This window comes from Streptomyces sp. NPDC002838 (assembly GCF_040295365.1).
Lineage (GTDB): Bacteria > Actinomycetota > Actinomycetes > Streptomycetales > Streptomycetaceae > Streptomyces.
In genome coordinates this window covers 41,699-58,259 of sequence record NZ_JBEOVF010000012.1, presented here as the reverse complement: position 1 = coordinate 58,259, position 16,561 = coordinate 41,699, and the positions used below count along the sequence as shown (strand labels likewise).

11 protein-coding genes and 1 pseudogene are annotated in these 16,561 nt (G+C 71.4%); 7 read left to right on the top strand and 5 right to left on the bottom strand.

Annotation, left to right across the window (positions count from 1 at the left end):
- Positions 1 to 186 precede the first annotated feature (186 nt).
- Entirely contained in the window at positions 187 to 1,398 is a 1,212-nt protein-coding gene (locus ABT063_RS17830) for a sensor histidine kinase (protein WP_351058295.1), read from the top strand.
- A gap of 10 nt (positions 1,399 to 1,408) precedes the next feature.
- Here ABT063_RS17830 and ABT063_RS17825 read toward each other — a convergent pair whose 3' ends face one another.
- Together ABT063_RS17825 and ABT063_RS17820 are read right to left on the bottom strand one after the other, a co-directional pair.
- Positions 1,409 to 2,014, bottom strand: coding sequence for a response regulator transcription factor (locus ABT063_RS17825; protein ID WP_351058431.1), 606 nt, complete (start codon positions 2,012 to 2,014; stop codon positions 1,409 to 1,411).
- 759 nt (positions 2,015 to 2,773) lie between these two features.
- A pseudogene (locus ABT063_RS17820) lies at positions 2,774 to 2,992 on the bottom strand (ArsR/SmtB family transcription factor); the annotation flags it as partial.
- Between the two features lie 136 nt (positions 2,993 to 3,128).
- On the opposite strand from ABT063_RS17820, the gene ABT063_RS17815 reads away from it, so the two are divergent.
- The 5 genes from ABT063_RS17815 to fxsT all read left to right on the top strand — a co-directional run bounded on the left by ABT063_RS17815 (position 3,129) and on the right by fxsT (position 12,463).
- Positions 3,129 to 3,548 (top strand): arsenate reductase ArsC, encoded by a 420-nt coding sequence (locus ABT063_RS17815; RefSeq protein WP_351058294.1) that lies wholly within the window; start codon positions 3,129 to 3,131, stop codon positions 3,546 to 3,548.
- Positions 3,549 to 3,891: 343 nt separating this feature from the next.
- Positions 3,892 to 4,902, top strand: a complete 1,011-nt coding sequence (locus ABT063_RS17810; RefSeq protein ID WP_351058293.1) for an effector-associated domain 2-containing protein — start codon at positions 3,892 to 3,894, stop codon at positions 4,900 to 4,902.
- On the top strand, positions 4,899 to 6,479 hold the full coding sequence (locus tag ABT063_RS17805) for a VMAP-C domain-containing protein (protein WP_351058292.1): 1,581 nt from the start codon (positions 4,899 to 4,901) through the stop codon (positions 6,477 to 6,479). Before ABT063_RS17810 ends, ABT063_RS17805 begins: the two co-directional genes overlap by 4 nt.
- A gap of 177 nt (positions 6,480 to 6,656) precedes the next feature.
- A complete protein-coding gene (locus ABT063_RS17800) occupies positions 6,657 to 7,721 on the top strand; it encodes an AAA family ATPase (RefSeq protein ID WP_351058291.1) in 1,065 nt (354 codons plus the stop codon).
- A 74-nt stretch (positions 7,722 to 7,795) separates the two neighbouring features.
- Positions 7,796 to 12,463 (top strand): FxSxx-COOH system tetratricopeptide repeat protein, encoded by a 4,668-nt coding sequence (gene fxsT, locus ABT063_RS17795; RefSeq protein ID WP_351058290.1) that lies wholly within the window; start codon positions 7,796 to 7,798, stop codon positions 12,461 to 12,463.
- A 38-nt stretch (positions 12,464 to 12,501) separates the two neighbouring features.
- Here fxsT and ABT063_RS17790 read toward each other — a convergent pair whose 3' ends face one another.
- Both ABT063_RS17790 and ABT063_RS52210 read right to left on the bottom strand, forming a co-directional pair.
- On the bottom strand, positions 12,502 to 14,397 hold the full coding sequence (locus tag ABT063_RS17790) for an aKG-HExxH-type peptide beta-hydroxylase (protein ID WP_351058289.1): 1,896 nt from the start codon (positions 14,395 to 14,397) through the stop codon (positions 12,502 to 12,504).
- Entirely contained in the window at positions 14,394 to 14,609 is a 216-nt protein-coding gene (locus tag ABT063_RS52210) for an FxSxx-COOH-like cyclophane-containing RiPP peptide (RefSeq protein WP_502990838.1), read from the bottom strand. Before ABT063_RS52210 ends, ABT063_RS17790 begins: the two co-directional genes overlap by 4 nt.
- Positions 14,610 to 14,754: 145 nt before the next feature.
- Here ABT063_RS52210 and ABT063_RS17785 point away from each other — a divergent pair, with 145 nt between their 5' ends.
- Positions 14,755 to 15,087, top strand: a complete 333-nt coding sequence (locus ABT063_RS17785) for a CU044_2847 family protein (RefSeq protein ID WP_351058288.1) — start codon at positions 14,755 to 14,757, stop codon at positions 15,085 to 15,087.
- Between the two features lie 82 nt (positions 15,088 to 15,169).
- Here the strand turns inward: ABT063_RS17785 and ABT063_RS17780 are convergent, their stop codons facing one another.
- The gene (locus tag ABT063_RS17780) at positions 15,170 to 16,558 is read right to left on the bottom strand and encodes a HAMP domain-containing sensor histidine kinase (RefSeq protein ID WP_351058287.1); all 1,389 of its coding nucleotides are present in this window, start codon (positions 16,556 to 16,558) and stop codon (positions 15,170 to 15,172) included.
- Positions 16,559 to 16,561: the final 3 nt, after the last annotated feature.

Here is a 16,561-nt window from a genome sequence, read left to right as displayed (position 1 = left end):
CCCGGTCCCCCACACTCCCTTCGTGGCATGTCCGCGCTCGTCAGCTTCCCCGTCCGCCACTGACCACGGAGCGGTGCCGTGGCAATATCAGCCTCTTGCGCAAAGAGTGCGGCGGGGGGAAGCGTCATGGTCCAGAGGACTTTTCGAGGTGGCCTCAGCCGCTCACGCACGGAGGGCCGGGCAGCCGTGGCCCCAGAAGTGGATCGGGAACGGCTGGCGCGGCAGCTGTGCCTGGTGGCCCTCACCGCCGCCGTCGGTGTCGTGTTCATCCGCGTGGCGCGCGAACTGCACGGCAGGCAGGCGGAGTTCGGGATGCTGGCCGCGAGCTGGCTGCTGGCCGGGCTGCTGCTGGTCACCCTGCTCGGCCAGCACGCGAAACGCCGCTCCTTCGCCCGTCGCTCGACCCTGCTGGGCGGCCAGATCCTGCTGACCTACGCACCCCTGCTGGTCTTCGACGAGATCTGGCTCAGCATGCTCGGGCTGCTCGCCGGTGTCGTGCTCGTGGCGCTGCCGCGGCCGAACGGCCTGGTGGGCGCGGCCCTCGTCACCGCGACCGGACCCCTGGTCGTCTTCGCGCTACCGGCGGACAACCATACGGCGCTCGAAGTCGGCGCCCGGACCGTCGTGGTCGGTCTGGTGGTCTACGGGATCGTGCGGCTGTCCTCGGTCGCCGCGCAGGCGCACGCCCTGCGGGGGCAGTCGGCCCGGCTCGCCGTGCACCGGGAGCGGACGCGGATCGCCCGTGACCTGCACGACCTGCTCGGATCCGCGCTGTCGGCCATCACCGTCAGGAGCGAGGCGGCGGCCCGCGGCACGAGCGACCCGGTCGCGAGCCGCGGCGAGTTCCTCCAGATCGCCGAGCTGGCCCGGCGCACCCTGGACGAGGTGCGCGGCATGGTGCGGGACGAGGTCTCTCTCACCCTGTCCCACGAACTCGAAGCCGCCCGCACGGCCCTGGACGCGGCCACGGTCCGGATACTGATCAGCCGGGAGGGGCCGAACCTGCCGCCCGACGTGGAGAACTGCCTGGGCGCCGTCCTGCGCGAAGGCGTGGCCAACGTGTTGCGGCACAGCCAGGCGCGCACGTGCTCCATCGCGGTCCGGTGCGCGGACGGCACGGCCGAGCTCTCCGTCGAGAACGACGGCGCGGGCCCCCATGACGTGCTGTGCGGCGGTGGTGGCCTGGCCAACCTGACCATCCGCGTCGCGGCGATGGGCGGGTCGCTGCGTGCCTCGGGCCAGGGCTCCGACAGCTTCCGGCTGCTCGCCGTACTGCCCGTACGATCCGCACAGCCCAAACCGTCCGTACGGCCGGTCGTGGCTCCGGCTCCGGCTCCGGCTCCGGCTCCGGCTCCGGGTGTCCCTCCCACATCCACGGTGTTCCCGGCGGTCTCCTGAGTCGCGTCCGTCAGATCCAGCCGCTCCGCTCGGCGATCCGTACGGCGTCCACCATCGTCCGGGCCCTCAGCTTGCCCATCACGTCCGACAGACGGTTGCGTACGGTACCCACGCTCAAGGAGAGCAGGACGGCGATCTCCCGGGCGTCGAGTCCGTCGGCGGTGGCCCGCAGGATCTCCGCCTCCCGCTCGGTCAGCGGGCACTCCCCCAGCGCCCAGAAGTCGTCCACGAGCTCCCTGTCGATCGCCCTGCCTCCGGCCGCGACCGCGCGTATGCCGTCGAGGAGCCGCTCGGGCGTGGTGGTCTTCAGCAGGAACCCCGGGATGCCGGCGTCCAGCGCCCGGCGCAGATGGCCGGGCCGGTCCATGCCGGTCAGCAGCAGCGTCCGGCAGGCAGGGACGTGCTCGCGCAACAGGGCCGCCGCCGCCAGGCCGTCGAGCCCCGGCATGCCGATGTCGAGCACGGCCACGTCCGGCCCGTGCTCCAGCGCGGCGGGCAGCACCGCGTCCCCGGACCCCACGTGCGCGACGACCTCGACGTCGAAGGCGTCCCCGAGCAGGGCCACCAGCCCGGCCCGTACGACGTGGAGATCCTCCGCCACCAGCACCTTGATCACGCCCGAAGCATCGGGCAGCGTGCGGCCGGGGGCAAGTGGTGTGTGCCCGTTCCATCGCTCGATGGCGCGTGGCGCGTCCGGGTCTGCCAACGTCGGTTGCGATCCCTCCAGGCTTGAGCGGGGGGCTGCGGTCGTACGCCGCTCCGTTCCCCCGCTGCTGAACAGCCGTTCGGGGGCGGCCGTTTCGGACCGGTCGCCGAGGTCATCCAGTCGTGTCGATCATTTGTTCCTGATCCCCCTTTGCCGTCTGCCTGGCGTCTGAGCCATGGGGGCCAATGCCTACGACGATCTGCTCGCGGACATCTACGACCAGAGGTATCCCGACGCACTGTCCGGTACGGCCGAGACCGTGGAGTTCGTGGCGGACTTCCTCACGGCGACCACGGGCCGGCGGCACGACGTCGTGCTGATGGCGCTCAGCACGTTCTTCTCGCCGCCTCAGCAGGAGCAGCGGATCGCGTGTCTGCAGGCGATGCGGGAGCACCTCGCGCCCGGGAAGCCCGGAGTCGGGGCACGTGACCTTCCGCGGCGAGACCATGAGCGAGGACGACTGGAGCGTACGGGCCACGGTCGCCACCGTGCCGGCCGGCGGGGTGGGTTGTCCGCCCGGCAGCGGATACGGCGGAGTCCGCGGTGGTCTCGTGCGTGGCGGTCAACAGGACTCCTCGATGCAGTCGCCGCAGGGGGCGGGGATCGGTCGCCGCAGGGGTGGGGATCAGTTCGCCGTAGCGGCGGGAGCGGAAGCCGCGGGTGCGGGGATCAGGGGCAGGACCGCTTGACGTTGTTCTCGGCGGTGGCGCGCGCGGCCTCCGCGAGGTCGGCGAAGCGGCCGGCCAGCGAGGCGATGACGTCCGGCTTGAGCCGGTAGTAGGTGAACCGGCCGCACGGCTCCGTCTCCACCACACCCGCCTCGCGCAGCACCTTCAGATGGTTGGAGAGGTTGGTCTGCTTCGCCCCCGTCTCCTCGATCAGGTGCGTGCCCGCATCAGATCAGTGTCGACCGACGTCATCATGGACTGATATTGTCACATCACCCTGAACTGATACCAGCCTGGGATGATCTCGGGATCCGCCCCACGCCCGACCCCGAATCCCGCACACGAAGGAAGAACCGATGTCCTCCAGCCCGCTCGCCTCCGTGCTGTTCGTCTGTGTCCACAACGCCGGGCGTTCGCAGATGGCCGCCGGTTTCCTCAACCACCTCGCGGGCGACCGGGTCGAGGTCCGTTCCGCCGGATCCATCCCGGGCGACCAGGTCAACCCGGCAGCCGTCGAGGCGATGAAGGAAGTCGGCGTCGACATCTCCGACGCCAAGCCGAAGATCCTCACCACCGAGGCCGTCCAGGCGTCCGACTACGTCATCACGATGGGCTGCGGCGACGCCTGCCCGATCTTCCCCGGCAAGAAGTACCTCGACTGGGCCCTGGAGGACCCGGCGGGCAAGGGTGTCGAGGCCGTACGGCCGATCCGGGACGAGATCAGGACGCGTATCGAGGCACTGATCGCCGAGATCGACGCCCAGCGGAAGGCGTGACCTCCGCACTGCCCGCAGCCCTTACGGGCCGCCGCCTGGGTGCGGCAAGTGAGTCAGGGTTGTGGCGCGGAGTACGGCCGGGTCCCGTGTCCGTGTTCCGGCGGCGCCGCACTCGTGTCACCGGACGCCCGCACATACACCGATGATTCACCGAAGGCCCATCCGGTAAAGCTCCGGGATACACGTAGCCCGTGTACCAGGCGCATGCGCTTCGTACGCTGGTTCAAACGGGGAGGCGTCCGCCAACGGACCCCGCGGGGGAAGGGACGTGGCAGTGGCCAAGGGGGACAGGACAGGCACATCGGCCTTAGGGAGAGTACGCGTTCTCTCATTGCGCGGCGGCGTGCGCGGCGCCGGCATCCTGGTGATGCCCGGTGTCGTGCTGACCTGCGCACATGTGGTGGCGTCCGCTGCGGGAGCGGCCGGGAACCAAGCGGTGGCACTGCCGGAGCGCGCCGTCCTCGTCGACGTGCCCGGCCGTCCGGACATCGAGGCCGGCGAGGCGAGCGTCGTGCCGGACGGCTGGTTTCCCGGCCCGCTGGCCGGTGGTTCGGGTGGGGACCTGGCCGTCCTGCGCACGGCCTGGTCGCCGCCGCATGACGTGGTCCCGGCACCGCTCGGTTCGTGCGGCGAGCCGGACCGGCGCGAGGTGAGCGTGTACGGCCACCCCGCCGGAGCGCCCGACGGGCTGGTCTCCACGGCTCGGCTGGTGGGACGCGGCGGCCCTCACCGGGACTGGGTCCAGATGGAAGGGCTCGGCACCGTCGGTGCCTGGGTCGGCCATGGATTCAGCGGTGCCGGCGTGTGGGACCCGGCGGGCCTACGGGTCGTCGGCATGGTCACCGCCGCGTACACCGACCGGCAGGCCAAGGTGGCGTGGATGCTTCCCCTGGAGGCGGCGGCACAGATGTGGCCGACGCTGTACCCGATGCTGGAGCACCCAGCTGTGCCCACACCGACCGGACCCGAGCGGACGGGACCGCCCACTGGGGCCACACTCCGGCCGGCCGAACCACACGGGCCGCCCATACCGCGACAGCCGGCCGGGCCGCCCTCCGACAGGGACCAATTCGCCCTCGCCGAAGCTCTCCTGAACGTCGCTCAGGTCGAGGACGACGGTGCGGCAGCGCTGCGCCGGCTGCTGCCGGCTCCCATCCGGCGCGCCATCCGCACCCATCCCCGCCCCCGGCTCCAACTCTTCTACGTCGTCCAGGCCTGCGCCGACCACCGCGATGGCCGACAGGCTCTCCTCGACGCCCTCCGGCTGCTCGACGACGAGTCGGAGCCCGCGCGGGCTGCCCTCGGCCTCATCGCGAAGCTGTGGCCGACCGGCCCGGAAGGCGAGACCTCGTGACGCGCTCCCAGGGGTCCTGGGGGCCGCCCAAGGTCCTCCTGGACGCGCTGGACGCCGTCCCGTGCTTCGAGGAGCCGATGCTGCTGCACGAGTGCGCGCGGCAGGTGAGCCGGGCGCTGGGCGTCGCCTTCACGCTGCCCGAGAGCAGCCGCCGACGGGGCTCGTTGCTGTTCCTGCTCCGGGAGGTGATGCCGTATCCGGACGGCCTCCAGGTGCTGGGCAGCGTGGTGTCGATACTGGAGGGCGAGACCCGTCACATGGCGCGTGTGCGGACTGCCATCGCGCTCGCCGAAGCGCCGCTCTTCTCAGCGCCCAGCTGGGAACGGCTGATGGGCCTGCTGGGCGGGCTGGAGGTGCTCGACGTCGCCCGGGTCTTCCACGAGACCCTGGGCGATCGGCCCGATCCTCTGCCACCCCATTGCGCGGAGCCGTGGTCGGTGGTGCTGTACTCGGCGACCCTGAACGCACGGCCCGGCGAGCCGCTCCCGTGCGTCCTCCTGGTCGAACACCTCGCGCGCTACGCGAAGGGGCAGCAACAGCGGGAACTACTGGACTGGGTGGCGGAGCACCGGGTCCGCCCCGAGGCGTATCCGGGCGCTCCGGCAGCGGACAGCGGTACGCCCGCCGCGCTGCCTGTGGCCGCGGGAGCGGAGAATGACCATCTGGCCGTCCACTCCCCTCAGAGCAAGTCCATCCCGGTGACGCCCGCCTCTCCCTTCCCGCTGCCCCAGGGCGGTGAGGACGCGGTCTGGGGGCCCACCGCCTGCCTACTGATCCGGCTGCGCCCGCTGCCCGATCCCGATCACGACGGGGAGCGGCTGCTGTCGTACTGGTGGCAGATCGGCGGACCGGATCCGTATCCGGTGCGGGGCGGGGACGTGCGCGTCGACGTGGCCGACCTGCCCGAGCACGTGAAGGCGCTGGTGCAGGAGGCCGAGACGGGCTGGGCGTACTTCTGGAAGGAAGACCTGACCCTGGAGTTCCTGCTCCCCAGGGATCTTCTGGACTTACCTGTCGAGAAGTGGACGAAACAGGGATTCCACGGTGCCGATGGCACCCTCGGGGAGGACCACCCAGTGGTTCTTCGCAGCCTCGAAAGGATGGAACGCGCGGACACACATGGACGCTGGGCCAAGCGCTGGGACGCCCTGGTGACCGGCTGCGGCGGCCCGGTCCACTGGTTTCCGGACGACGGCGGCCGGGGCCGCCTGCTCTCCGATCCGCAGCCGGTGATGGTCGTCCTGAGCGATCCGCCCGGTGGCCGCCGGAGCGGGCACCTGGTGTTCGACGAGCTGGCCGAGTCGCTTCGGGCGGGGGTACCGATCGTGGTGTGGGACCGGCGCGGGGGAGTGGATCCCGCCTTTCGCGACGAATTGCGGGAACTGACCTCACGCAAGGGCATCGTTCGCTTACCAGACGCAGTCAGGTCGTTGCGTATAGAGGCTGAGGGCGAGGATCCTGCTGAGGGCGGCTCCTCTACGCTCGGTCGCCACGCGGCTTTGCTCTGGGACGACCCGTACCGCCTTCCGGGCGAGCGGGGAGAGGCGCGGGATTCATCCGCGCAGGGGGGAGGGTAGGACAAGATGCTTCCAGACGATGGTGCGTCCGGGGGAACGCGTCCGGCCGACGACTCAGGTACGGGGGGCCCGGCAACGGCTCCGGCCGTACCCGGCACCGCCGGGTCCGGAACCGACGGTGTGGGCCAGGACTCCTCCGACCACCGGTGGTGGATCTACCGCGGCACAGGACGGCCCATGTACGACGCCGACCTGGGTGAACTCCTTCCGCCTCCACCGCCCTGGCGCCGGTTCACCGGCGGGCCCGTGGTCGCCCCGCCTCCGCGGGACGACGAGGAGATGGAGCGGCGGCTGGGGCAGGTCACCGCGTTATCCGTCGGCTCCGACCACGTCAGGCGTGAGGCCGACATGGTGAACGCCGCCCTGCTGCTGCGTCGGCCACTGCTGGTCACGGGACGGCCCGGGACCGGCAAGTCGTCCCTCGCCTACCGGATCAGCCGGGAACTCAAACTCGGCCGAGTGCTGCGCTGGCACATCACCAGCCGCACCACACTGCGGTCCGGGCTGTACGAATATGACGCGATCGGCCGGGTCCAGGACTCGGCGGCGTTACGCACCCTGCACCGGGCGGACGGCACTGTCGACGGGGGCACGGACGGGCGGGCGGTGGGCGAGGAGGCACTCCCCGGGATCGGCGACTACCTCCAACTGGGCCCCCTGGGAACGGCGTTGCTTCCCTACGAGCTGCCTCGGGTGCTGCTGGTCGACGAACTGGACAAGAGTGACCAGGATCTGGCCAACGACCTGCTGAGCGTGTTCGAGGAGGGTCAGTTCCCCATCGCCGAACTCGTGCGGGCCCGGCGGCTGCACCCCAGAGTGACGGTCATGTCCGACGACCCCAACCGCACCGCCGAGATCGTCGACGGCGTCGTCAAGTGCCGTGCCTTCCCCATCGTGGTGATCACATCGAACGGCGAACGCGAGTTCCCCCCGGCCTTCCTCCGCCGCTGTCTGCGGCTTCGTATGCCGGACCCGGACCGTCCGCAACTGGTCGACATGGTTCTGGCCCACCTGAGGGAGGCGGCCGGGTCAACGGGTTCCGCCCCGGCCGACGGCCTGATCGACCGCTTCCTGCGCAACAGCCGGGACCGGGGCGGCCTCGCCGTGGACCAGTTGCTCAACGCCGTGTTCCTGACGACTTCGGGGCGCTTCCCCGCCGACGACGAGGAGGCACTGGAGGACCTCGTGGACGCGCTGTGGCACCGGCTCGACGGAGCGGGGGCGGAATCGAGGGCCGGATGACGGCGGCTTCTCCACAACCCCCTCCCCGGCCCGCACGGCCGGAGGGAGGGCACAGGTCTGCCCCGGACCGGGAGTTGCCGACCTGGGCGGAGCTGGCGGACGCGCTGTACCTGGCGGCGTGCCAGGACGCGGCCGTGCCGCTGTTCGACGCTCCCGGGCGGGCCGCCCGGGAGCGCGGCGAACGACTCCGGCCTTCCGTCCGGGACGTGGACAGCCGGTCCGGCGACCCGACGGCACCCGAGGAGCGCCCCGGCAGCCTCTCCGACGCCCCCGCGGCGCGCGGGCGACAGGACGGCAGCCGCCGCGACGAGCCCTTGACTCCCGAGGGGCAGGACAGCGACCGCCCTGGCGGCGAACCCCGCGCCCCCGAACACCAAGACGGCCACCGCCCCGACGCAGGGCAGGAACCCAGCGGTCCGGACGAGGAGCCACCGGCGGACCACCTGCCGCTGTTCGACATCCTCCCGTCGGCGAGCTCTACCCCGGTGCATCCGCGCCTCGCCCTGCACTCCGGCAACGAGGCATCCCCCGACCAGGCCGGCTGGCCCGCCTCGCCCCGGCTGGCCGACTCCCTGGCGCTCGGCAGGTCGCTGCGCCCGCTGCGTCTGTTCCGCGACTCGCCCCACGACGTCGAGCTGGACGAGGAGGCCACCGCGGAGCAGGCCGCGCTGGCAGGGATGTGGTCTCCGGTGTGCCGAGCGCTTCCTGAGCGGTGGCTCGACCTGCTGCTGCTGGTCGACGACAGCCCGTCGATGGCCCTGTGGTCGCACACGGCGCGCCAGATCGCCGAGCTGATGGAGCAGACGGCCGCCTTCCGCACCGTACGGCTGGTCCGCTGGGACCTGGACGACGGCGCGACGCCCGACATCCCGCCGGCCGAGGCCCAGCCGGGCGACCGGCAGTTGCTGCTGGCCGTCACGGACGGCGGTCACGGCGCCTGGCGCACCGGCCGGGCGGTCTCGACGCTGCACCGGCTCGGCAGGTTCTCACCCGTCGCCGTACTGAGCCTGCTCCCCCAGCACCTGTGGGACCTGACGCTGCCCACCGTCGCCCGGACCCGGCTACGGGCGTCGTCCCCCGCCGCGCCCAACCGTTCGTACGACGCCGACTGCAAGCACCCGCATGCGGACGCCCTGGGAGCAGATCCGCAGCCCGTCGCCGAGCCCGGACGGGAAAGCGCGACTCCCGTACCCGTCGTGGAGCTGCGGCCCAAGTCACTGGAGCGCTGGGCTCGGCTGGTGGCCGCGGCGGACGCCGGCGAGTGGCACGCTCTGGCGGCCCTGTGGAGCGCGCCGGGCGGGGACCTGCGCGCGGCAGCGGTCGGTCCGGTCACCGAGGCGCTGGCCGACATCGTGGCCGAACCGCGGACCGCCGAGGCCGACAGCGTCGCCTGCGCCGAATCGACGGCGGTACGGCGGGCCAAGCGGGCCGCCACCATGGTGCGACGCTTCCGGGCCACCGCCTCTCCCGACGCCTACGCCCTGGCTCAGCGACTCGCGGCGGCCCCGCTCAACCTCCCCGTCATGCGGCTGCTGCAACAGACCCTGCCCGGAGCACAGTTCTGGAACCTCGCCGAGATCGTGCTGCTGGGCCTGGTGCACCGTACCGACGAAACGGCCGACGTCGAGGACGCCCACCGGGTCTCCTTCGACTTCGAGGAGGGCGTACGGGAGGAACTCCTCGCCCTCGGCAGCCGGGCGGAGACGATTCGCGCGCTGCGCCAGATCCAGCACCACCTCGGCCCGCAGCTGGAGGCGCTGTGGGGCGAGGGAGGAAGTGCGCTGGTAGCCCCGGAGGGCGAGCCCGCGGACCCACCGATGACCGAGCAGACCCGCCCGTTCGTGGCTCACCTGTACACGGCGCTGTGCGCGGTGTCGGGCTCTTACCTCACCCGCGCGAACCACCTGGGCCGGCTGCTCCAGCGCGCCGGCCCCCGACCGAGCCGGACGGCCAAGGCCGCCGGCGGCGCTCCAGCGCCAGGGTACAAGCGGCCATCAGGGTACTCATCGACCGAAATGCGGTCAAAGTTGTACAACTCTACACCCTCCGGCGCGCTAGATTACGGGCCTCTGACGCCTCAAGCCCCGAAAGCGGCGAACGCCCGGCGCCCTGCGGGGGCCGCACCCCCGGGGCCGCCATCCGCCACCGCTCCGCCCGCCCAGCCCTCCCCCGCGCCCGCGCCCACGCCCGCGCGTCCACAACAAGGAGGAATCGCCGTGTCTGCCGGTCTGTCCGTTGCCCCGGGCCAGCGAAGCCCGCACGACCCACCCCGCATCTGGGGGAACGTACCGCAGCGGAACCGGAACTTCACAGGTCGGGAGATGCTGCTCGAACGGCTGCAGGAACGGCTGAGCAGCGGCGTCACCGCGGTGCTTCCGGAGGCCCTGCACGGCATGGGCGGTGTGGGCAAGTCGCAGATCGCCATCGAGTACGTCTACCGGCACAGCCGTGACTACCGGCTCATCTGGTGGATCCCGTCCGAGCAGGAGAACCAGATCGTCCAGTCACTCATCGAACTGGGCGAGCAGATGGGCCTGCAGGTGGGTTCGGAGATGAGCGCGGTACCCGCCGTGCTGGACGCCCTGCGCCGGGGCGAGCCGTACAGCCAATGGCTACTGGTGTTCGACAACGCCGAAAATCCGCGCGAAGTGCGCAAGTACTTCCCCAGTGACGGCCCGGGCCGCATCGTCGTCACCTCCCGCAACTTCCAGTGGTCCACCGATGCCAGCTCGCTAGAGGTCGACGTGTTTGCCCGTGAGGAGAGCGTCGCGCTGCTGCGGCGTCGCAGCCCCCAGCTCCCCGACGATTCCGTCGACCACCTCGCCGCCGCCCTCGGCGACCTGCCCCTGGCGGTCGAGCAGGCCGCGGTCTGGCTGGCCGAGACCGGCATGCCGGTGCAGCAGTACCTCGAGGTGTACGAGCGCAACTTCACGGCACTGATGCAGTCCGAGCCGCCCGGTGACTACCCCCTGTCGGTGGCGGCCGCCTGGAACGTGTCGCTGGGCCGGCTGCGGGAGACCCGACCGGACGCTCTGCAACTGCTCCAGGTCTGTGCGTTCTTCGCTCCGGAACCCATCGAATGGGACCTCTTCTCGGCCGTCCGCGGCATCTCGGTCCCGCAGGAACTGCAGTCCGCGCTGGACGATCCGGTCAAACTCGGGCGGGCGGTGCGGGAGATCGGGCGGTATGCGCTGGCGCGGATCGATCATCGGCAGAACACGGTTCAGATGCACCGGCTGGTTCAGCGCGTGCTGATCGAGCAGATGAACGCGCAGGAACAGGCGATGATGCGGCACGCCGCGCATCAACTGCTGTCCCATGCGGACCCGAGGAACCCGCAGCGGGCTGCTTACTGGCCGCGCTACTCCTCGCTCCTCAGCCATGTGAGGGCGTCCAACGCTGTCGAGTGCGAAGAGCCGTGGACACGTCGCCTTGTACTGAACGAGGTGTGGTTCCTGCGCGCACGCGGCGACCACGCCGGAGCCCTGGTCCTGGGCGAGCGTGCCGCGGGGATCTGGCGTGACCGCCTGGGCGAGGACCACGAGGAGGTCCTCAACATCGACCAGCAGATCGCCGAGGCACTGCGTGAACAGGGCGTCGACCTCGGCCGGGCGTACAACCTGCAGTCCGGGCTCGTGGAGCGCTTCCGCGGGGTCCTCGGTGAGGCCCACGAGGACACGCTGCAGGCGCAGAGCTTCATGGCCATCCACCACCGCAACCGTGGCAACTTCGACGAGGCGCGGCAGATGGACAAACGGGTCTACGAAACAAGCCTGAGGGAGTTCGGGGCGGACGACCCGGCCACCCTGCTCGCCGCGCACAACTACGCCGTGAGTCTGCGCCTGGCCGGTGACTCGGAAACGGCCCGGGAACTCGACTACAACACCTGGCAGCGCCGGATCGAGGCCTTGGGTGAGGACCACATCTACACGCTGTCCACCCGGGAGGCCTACCTGCTCGACCTCCAGGAGGTCGGTCGGTACGAGGAAGCCCTCGAAGGTTACGAGTTGCTGGCCGAAGAGGTCATCGAGAAGCTCGGCGAGCGGCATCCCTTCGCCGCACTGGTGAACCGCAACCGGTGTGTGACGCGCCGCAAGATGGGCGATCACGAGGGCGCCTACGCTCTGTCGAGCCAGTACATCGAACTGATCGCCGACGTCCTCGGCACCGACAGCCGCTACCACCTCCTGATCGCGGTCAGCCACGCCAACGACCTACGCCAGGCCGGCAAGCTCCAGGAATCGCGAGCACTGAGCCAACAGGTGCTGGAGCGGCACCGCAACAGGTACGGCCGGGAGCACCCGCACAGCTACGCGTGTGCCATGAACCTCGCGGTGACGCTCAGGCTGCTCGGGCAGCCCGAGGCCGCGCTGGAACTGGACCAGGAAACGGTCGAGGGGCTGACACGCCTGCTCGGTGAGGGGCACCCCCGGACACTGCTCGCCCGTATGAACCTGGCCAGCGACCACTTCGCCCTCGGCCATCCCGAGGACGCCTACGCCCTCGACAAAGCCCTGGCCGAGGAGTCGGCCCGGCTGCGCGAGAACCACCCGGCCAACCTGGCCGTCCAGCTCAATCTGAGCTACGACCAGAAGGCGCTGCGCAGGACCGAGGAGAGCGAGCGGCTGTATGCCGAGGCCCTGGAGCGGTACCGGAGTGTCCTGGGCCCGTCCCACCCCGCGACGCGCGACGCCGAGAAGGGGCTACGAGCCAATGCCGACATCGACCTGCTCTCGCTCTAGGTGTGCTGTCCCGGCACGTTGGTGACAGGCGACACGCCCTAGGCGTCCGTGGCACTCGGAGTGAGGCCGGTGCCGTCTGCGCCGAGCCATGCGGCCAGGTCGAGGGGGGCGGGAGAGCCGCCCACAGCGGCGATGGCGCGGTGAACGCCTGCCACCACTTCGGGCCGGTCCAGCAGTAAGGCGACGCCTGCTCCACGGGCGTGCTCGGGAAGCGCCAGCGCGGCGCCGATCCATGCCTCGATGTTCTGCGAGTCGCGCGCGGCCCACTCCGTGTAGCCGAGCGCGGCTTCTTCGGCGTTCCCCGCGACCGCGGCGTACTCGGCCCGGCGTGCCGGATCCCCGTTCTCCTCCTGTCGGCGTCGGCGAGCGAAGGGTTCCGGCGCCGACAGGAAGTACCTGGCCAGCGGTCCGAAGGTATCGAGGCGAATCAGGTCAGGTCGCGGACGCAGGATCGATATCGGCAACGCGGGAGCCGGATGCCCGGCCGCCCAAGCGGCGGCGAGCTGCTCCGCAGCGGACCGGGTGATCTCCAGATGCCGCGCCCGCCACAGCGATCGCCGTAGCGCGCAGTAGTGACGGGCCAGTGCGCCCGGCCTGTCGGATACGACGTCCTCCTGCCATGTCCCGACGAGCGCCGCGATCTCCTCCACGAACACCCGGCCCGCCTCGGTCAGGCCGTCGTCGCTCACGAGCACGGCGACAGCCTCCTGCAGCTGCTCCCTGAGGACGGCGAACTCGAAGTCGGCGCGCTGCGCCTCATTTCCCGTCACGTGCCTGCGGTGCGTCCGCCAGAACCGCGCGACACCGGCGAACGCGAACACTCCGTGGAACAGTCCGCGCACCGGCCGGGGGTCACTGCGCCAGGGGGCAAAGTAGAGGCGCCCCGTCGACTCGCCGGGCTCGTCCTCGGTGACCCGCACCAGGTGCACCAGGCTGAGCAGCGCGTTCAGCTGCTGATGGCGCGTCTCGTGGACGAGGACCGCCGCCGCCTGCGTTTCGTCGTACGGCAAGGACAGAGTGACCGCCCCGAAAGCGTCCAGCGAGGACGCACTGGCCACCAGACCACCCCCCGCCGTCCGGAAGGACCGCGGTACGAGCACCCGTACGAACGCCCTCAGCGCGGCGGCGTCCGCCGGGGACTCCCGGTCCAGCAGGGCGTACGCACCGGCAACGCGGTCCTCCCACAGCCGTAATCGGCGCTCGCCCGACCGACCGGGAGACCTCGGGTATCGCGTGAAGTCGCGGTACGGAGTCACCGTGTCCAGCCACGGCCCCGCCTGTGCCTTCTCGTCCGCACACGGCGCGAGGCCCCGCACCGGCCGCAGCGGACGCCACCCCGGCGCCGACGCCGGAAGGGGACGGGACAGCCGTACCTGCGCCAGTTCCCCGTGTACGACGGCGCCCTCCCGCCCCACCCGGATCTGCGCCTCGCTCCAGCGGCGCCGCGCCACCGGGCCCGCCATCCCGGCGCCGGGCAGCCAGACCATCCCTCGGTGTGCGGGCACCCTCAGCATGGCGGGGACCCCAGCACGCACGGCCGCCGCCGCAGCCAGCGCGTGGAACTGGCCGAGCTCGGCCCACAGCGGGGCGGCCGACGCCGGCTTGGCGGCGGATCCGCCGAGGCGTCTCAGCAGGCGCAGAGCCCAGGCCATGACGGTGGGATCGGCGAGCACCATTTCCACCGCCTCGGGGGCATGTCGCTCGGTCGTGCACAGCAGGCGCCAGGCCACCCCGCCAGGCGGGAAACCACCGGGATGACGGGTGCGCCGGGCCGCTTCGTCGAAGTGATCCAACAAAGCACGCAGAACCAGCAGGAGTTGGCTGCGCTGAGCGGAACACAACAGATGCAGCTCCGCCTCGTTCGCGCTGCCCGCCGCTATGGCCCGGAGCGACTCCAGGGACACTCGGTGGACGTCCAGCGGCCGAGCGGTCACGGTCGGCGCTGATCCGGCCGTCGCCCGCGCACGAATCTCATTTCGTCGCTTTGGCTGTCCCCCGCCAGCGTCCCGACGGCCAGGGTCGCCCTGATGTCCACCCGACTCAACGCGCGTCGCAACGCCGGATCGTCGCTGGAGTGCAGCTCCGCCAAAGAGATCCCGGATAGATCGACAAGGTCGGAACAGAAGTCCTTCGCAGACTCTGCCATACCGTGGTTCCCCCTGACGTGGTGGTTTGGCGGCTCGGGGTGCGCTTCCATGGTGGCTGCAATGGCTCGCCAGTGGAAGACGGCCGCAGGTCATACAGCGTGGGGCCAACGCGGCCGCCGAACAGGGCATCAGGAGGGGGAGGACATGACGCAGTTGTTGCGGTTTCCGTCCGAGGACGGCAACGGTTCCCTGGTCGTCGAGGTGGCGGAGAACGAACCGGGCGTCGTCGAGGTGTCCCGTCCGGGCAACGCGGTGGCCGATGCCACCGCCTCCTTCGAGGAAGGCGTCGACCGGATCCGGAACGCCGCGGCGTCCGCCCTGCGACGACTGCGGGACATGCCGCACCGCCCTGACGAGGTCAGCCTGGAATTCGGCATGCGGTTCAACGCCGAACTCGGCGCCGTCATCGCCAAATCGCAGGCAGAGGCGCACATGACGGTCACGATGACCTGGCACGCGGACAGCCCCGGGGACTGAGGCCGACCTGGCTCCGCCACCCGGACCATGCCTGCCCCGTACGAGGGAACATCACACTCTCCCCCAGGGCCTGCCACCGCCCTCAACCCCCACCCACCGTGAACCCGATCACCGCCCCACCCTCATCCCGCCGCAGAGCGAACGGCGCTCCCCCGTGCGCGAGCGCCACCTCCCGCACGATGGACAGGCCGAGGCCGGAGCCGGGCAGGGAGCGGGCGTCGGCGGCGCGGTAGAAGCGGTCGAAGACGCGGATCAGGTCGCGGTCGGCGATGCCGGGCCCCCGGTCGAGGACCGCGACGCGGACGGTCCCCGGCCGGGCGGGGCCGGCGATGTCGATCTCGATGGGGGACCTGCCGTCGCTGTCGAACTTCGCCGCGTTCTCGACGAGGTTGGAGATCGCGCGGGTCAGCATGCCGGGCCGGCCGTCGGTGGTCGTGTCGCCGCTCGCGTGGACCAGGATCTCCCGCCCGGTACGGCGCCGGGCGAGCCCCGCGACCTCCTCGGCGAGGTCGGTGAGGTCGACCCGCTGCGGCGGCTCGGTGTCGGACTGCCCGGCGGCGAGGTCGACGAGCTCGTTGACCAGGTCGGTCAGTTCGCGGGCCTCCTGGGTCAGGTCCGCCACCAGATCTTCGCGGGTGGCGGGCGGCAGTTCGTCGATCCTCCGCAGCAGGGAGATGTTCGTCCGCAGAGAGGTCAGCGGCGTACGCAGCTCGTGCCCCGCGTCCTGGACCAGCCGGCGCTGGTCCTCCTCGGACTGGGCGAGGCGGCCGAGCATGCGGTCGAAGGCGCGGCCGAGGCGGCCGACCTCGTCGTAGCCGGTGACGGGCACCTGGATGCCGAGCCGCCGGGTGCGGGCGACGTCCTCGGCGGCGGAGGTGAGGATGACCAGCCGCCGGGTGATGCGCCGGGCCAGCCACCAGCCGAACAGCCCCGCGGCGACCACCACCGCGACCATCAGGATCAGCGTCCGCTGTTGCAGGGCCCGCAGCAGGTCCTCGGTGTCGCTGAACTCCTGCGCGACCTGCACCGCGCCCCGTCCCCCGCCGAGCGCGACGGTCGCCACCCGGTAGACGTCGTCGGCGACGTCGACGTCGTTGTGCTCGGCGAGCCTCCCGGACGTGCCGGCCGCGGCGATCCTCCGGTCGGCGTCGGTGACGGGCAGCCCCGGACTGCCGGGGTCGACGATGTGACCGTCCGGCCCCAGCACCTGCACGTCCGTACGGGCGGGCCGCACGATGTCGTGGCCGGGCGCGGAGGAGGAGAAGTCGTCCGGCGACATCCGGGTCGTGCGCACCTCGTCCCGCAGATCCCGCACGACCTGGTCGAACACGGACTCCTGGTCCACCCGCACCAGCCGGGCGGCGGCGCTGTAGGACAGCACGCCGACCAGGAGGGTGACGGCGGCGGTCACGGCCGCGAAGGACACCGCGAAGGTGGTCCGCAGCGACAGCAGCCGCGGCCGCCGGAGCACGGG

What these genes read in the sequence shown, in the direction of transcription:
- ABT063_RS17815 (WP_351058294.1), top strand. Translation starts at nt 3,129, where the DNA reads ATGTCCTCCAGCCCGCTCGCCTCCGTGCTGTTCGTCTGTGTCCACAAC.
- ABT063_RS17800 (WP_351058291.1), top strand. Translation starts at nt 6,657, where the DNA reads ATGTACGACGCCGACCTGGGTGAACTCCTTCCGCCTCCACCGCCCTGG.
- ABT063_RS52210 (WP_502990838.1), bottom strand. Translation starts at nt 14,609, where the DNA reads ATGGCAGAGTCTGCGAAGGACTTCTGTTCCGACCTTGTCGATCTATCC.
- ABT063_RS17785 (WP_351058288.1), top strand. Translation starts at nt 14,755, where the DNA reads ATGACGCAGTTGTTGCGGTTTCCGTCCGAGGACGGCAACGGTTCCCTG.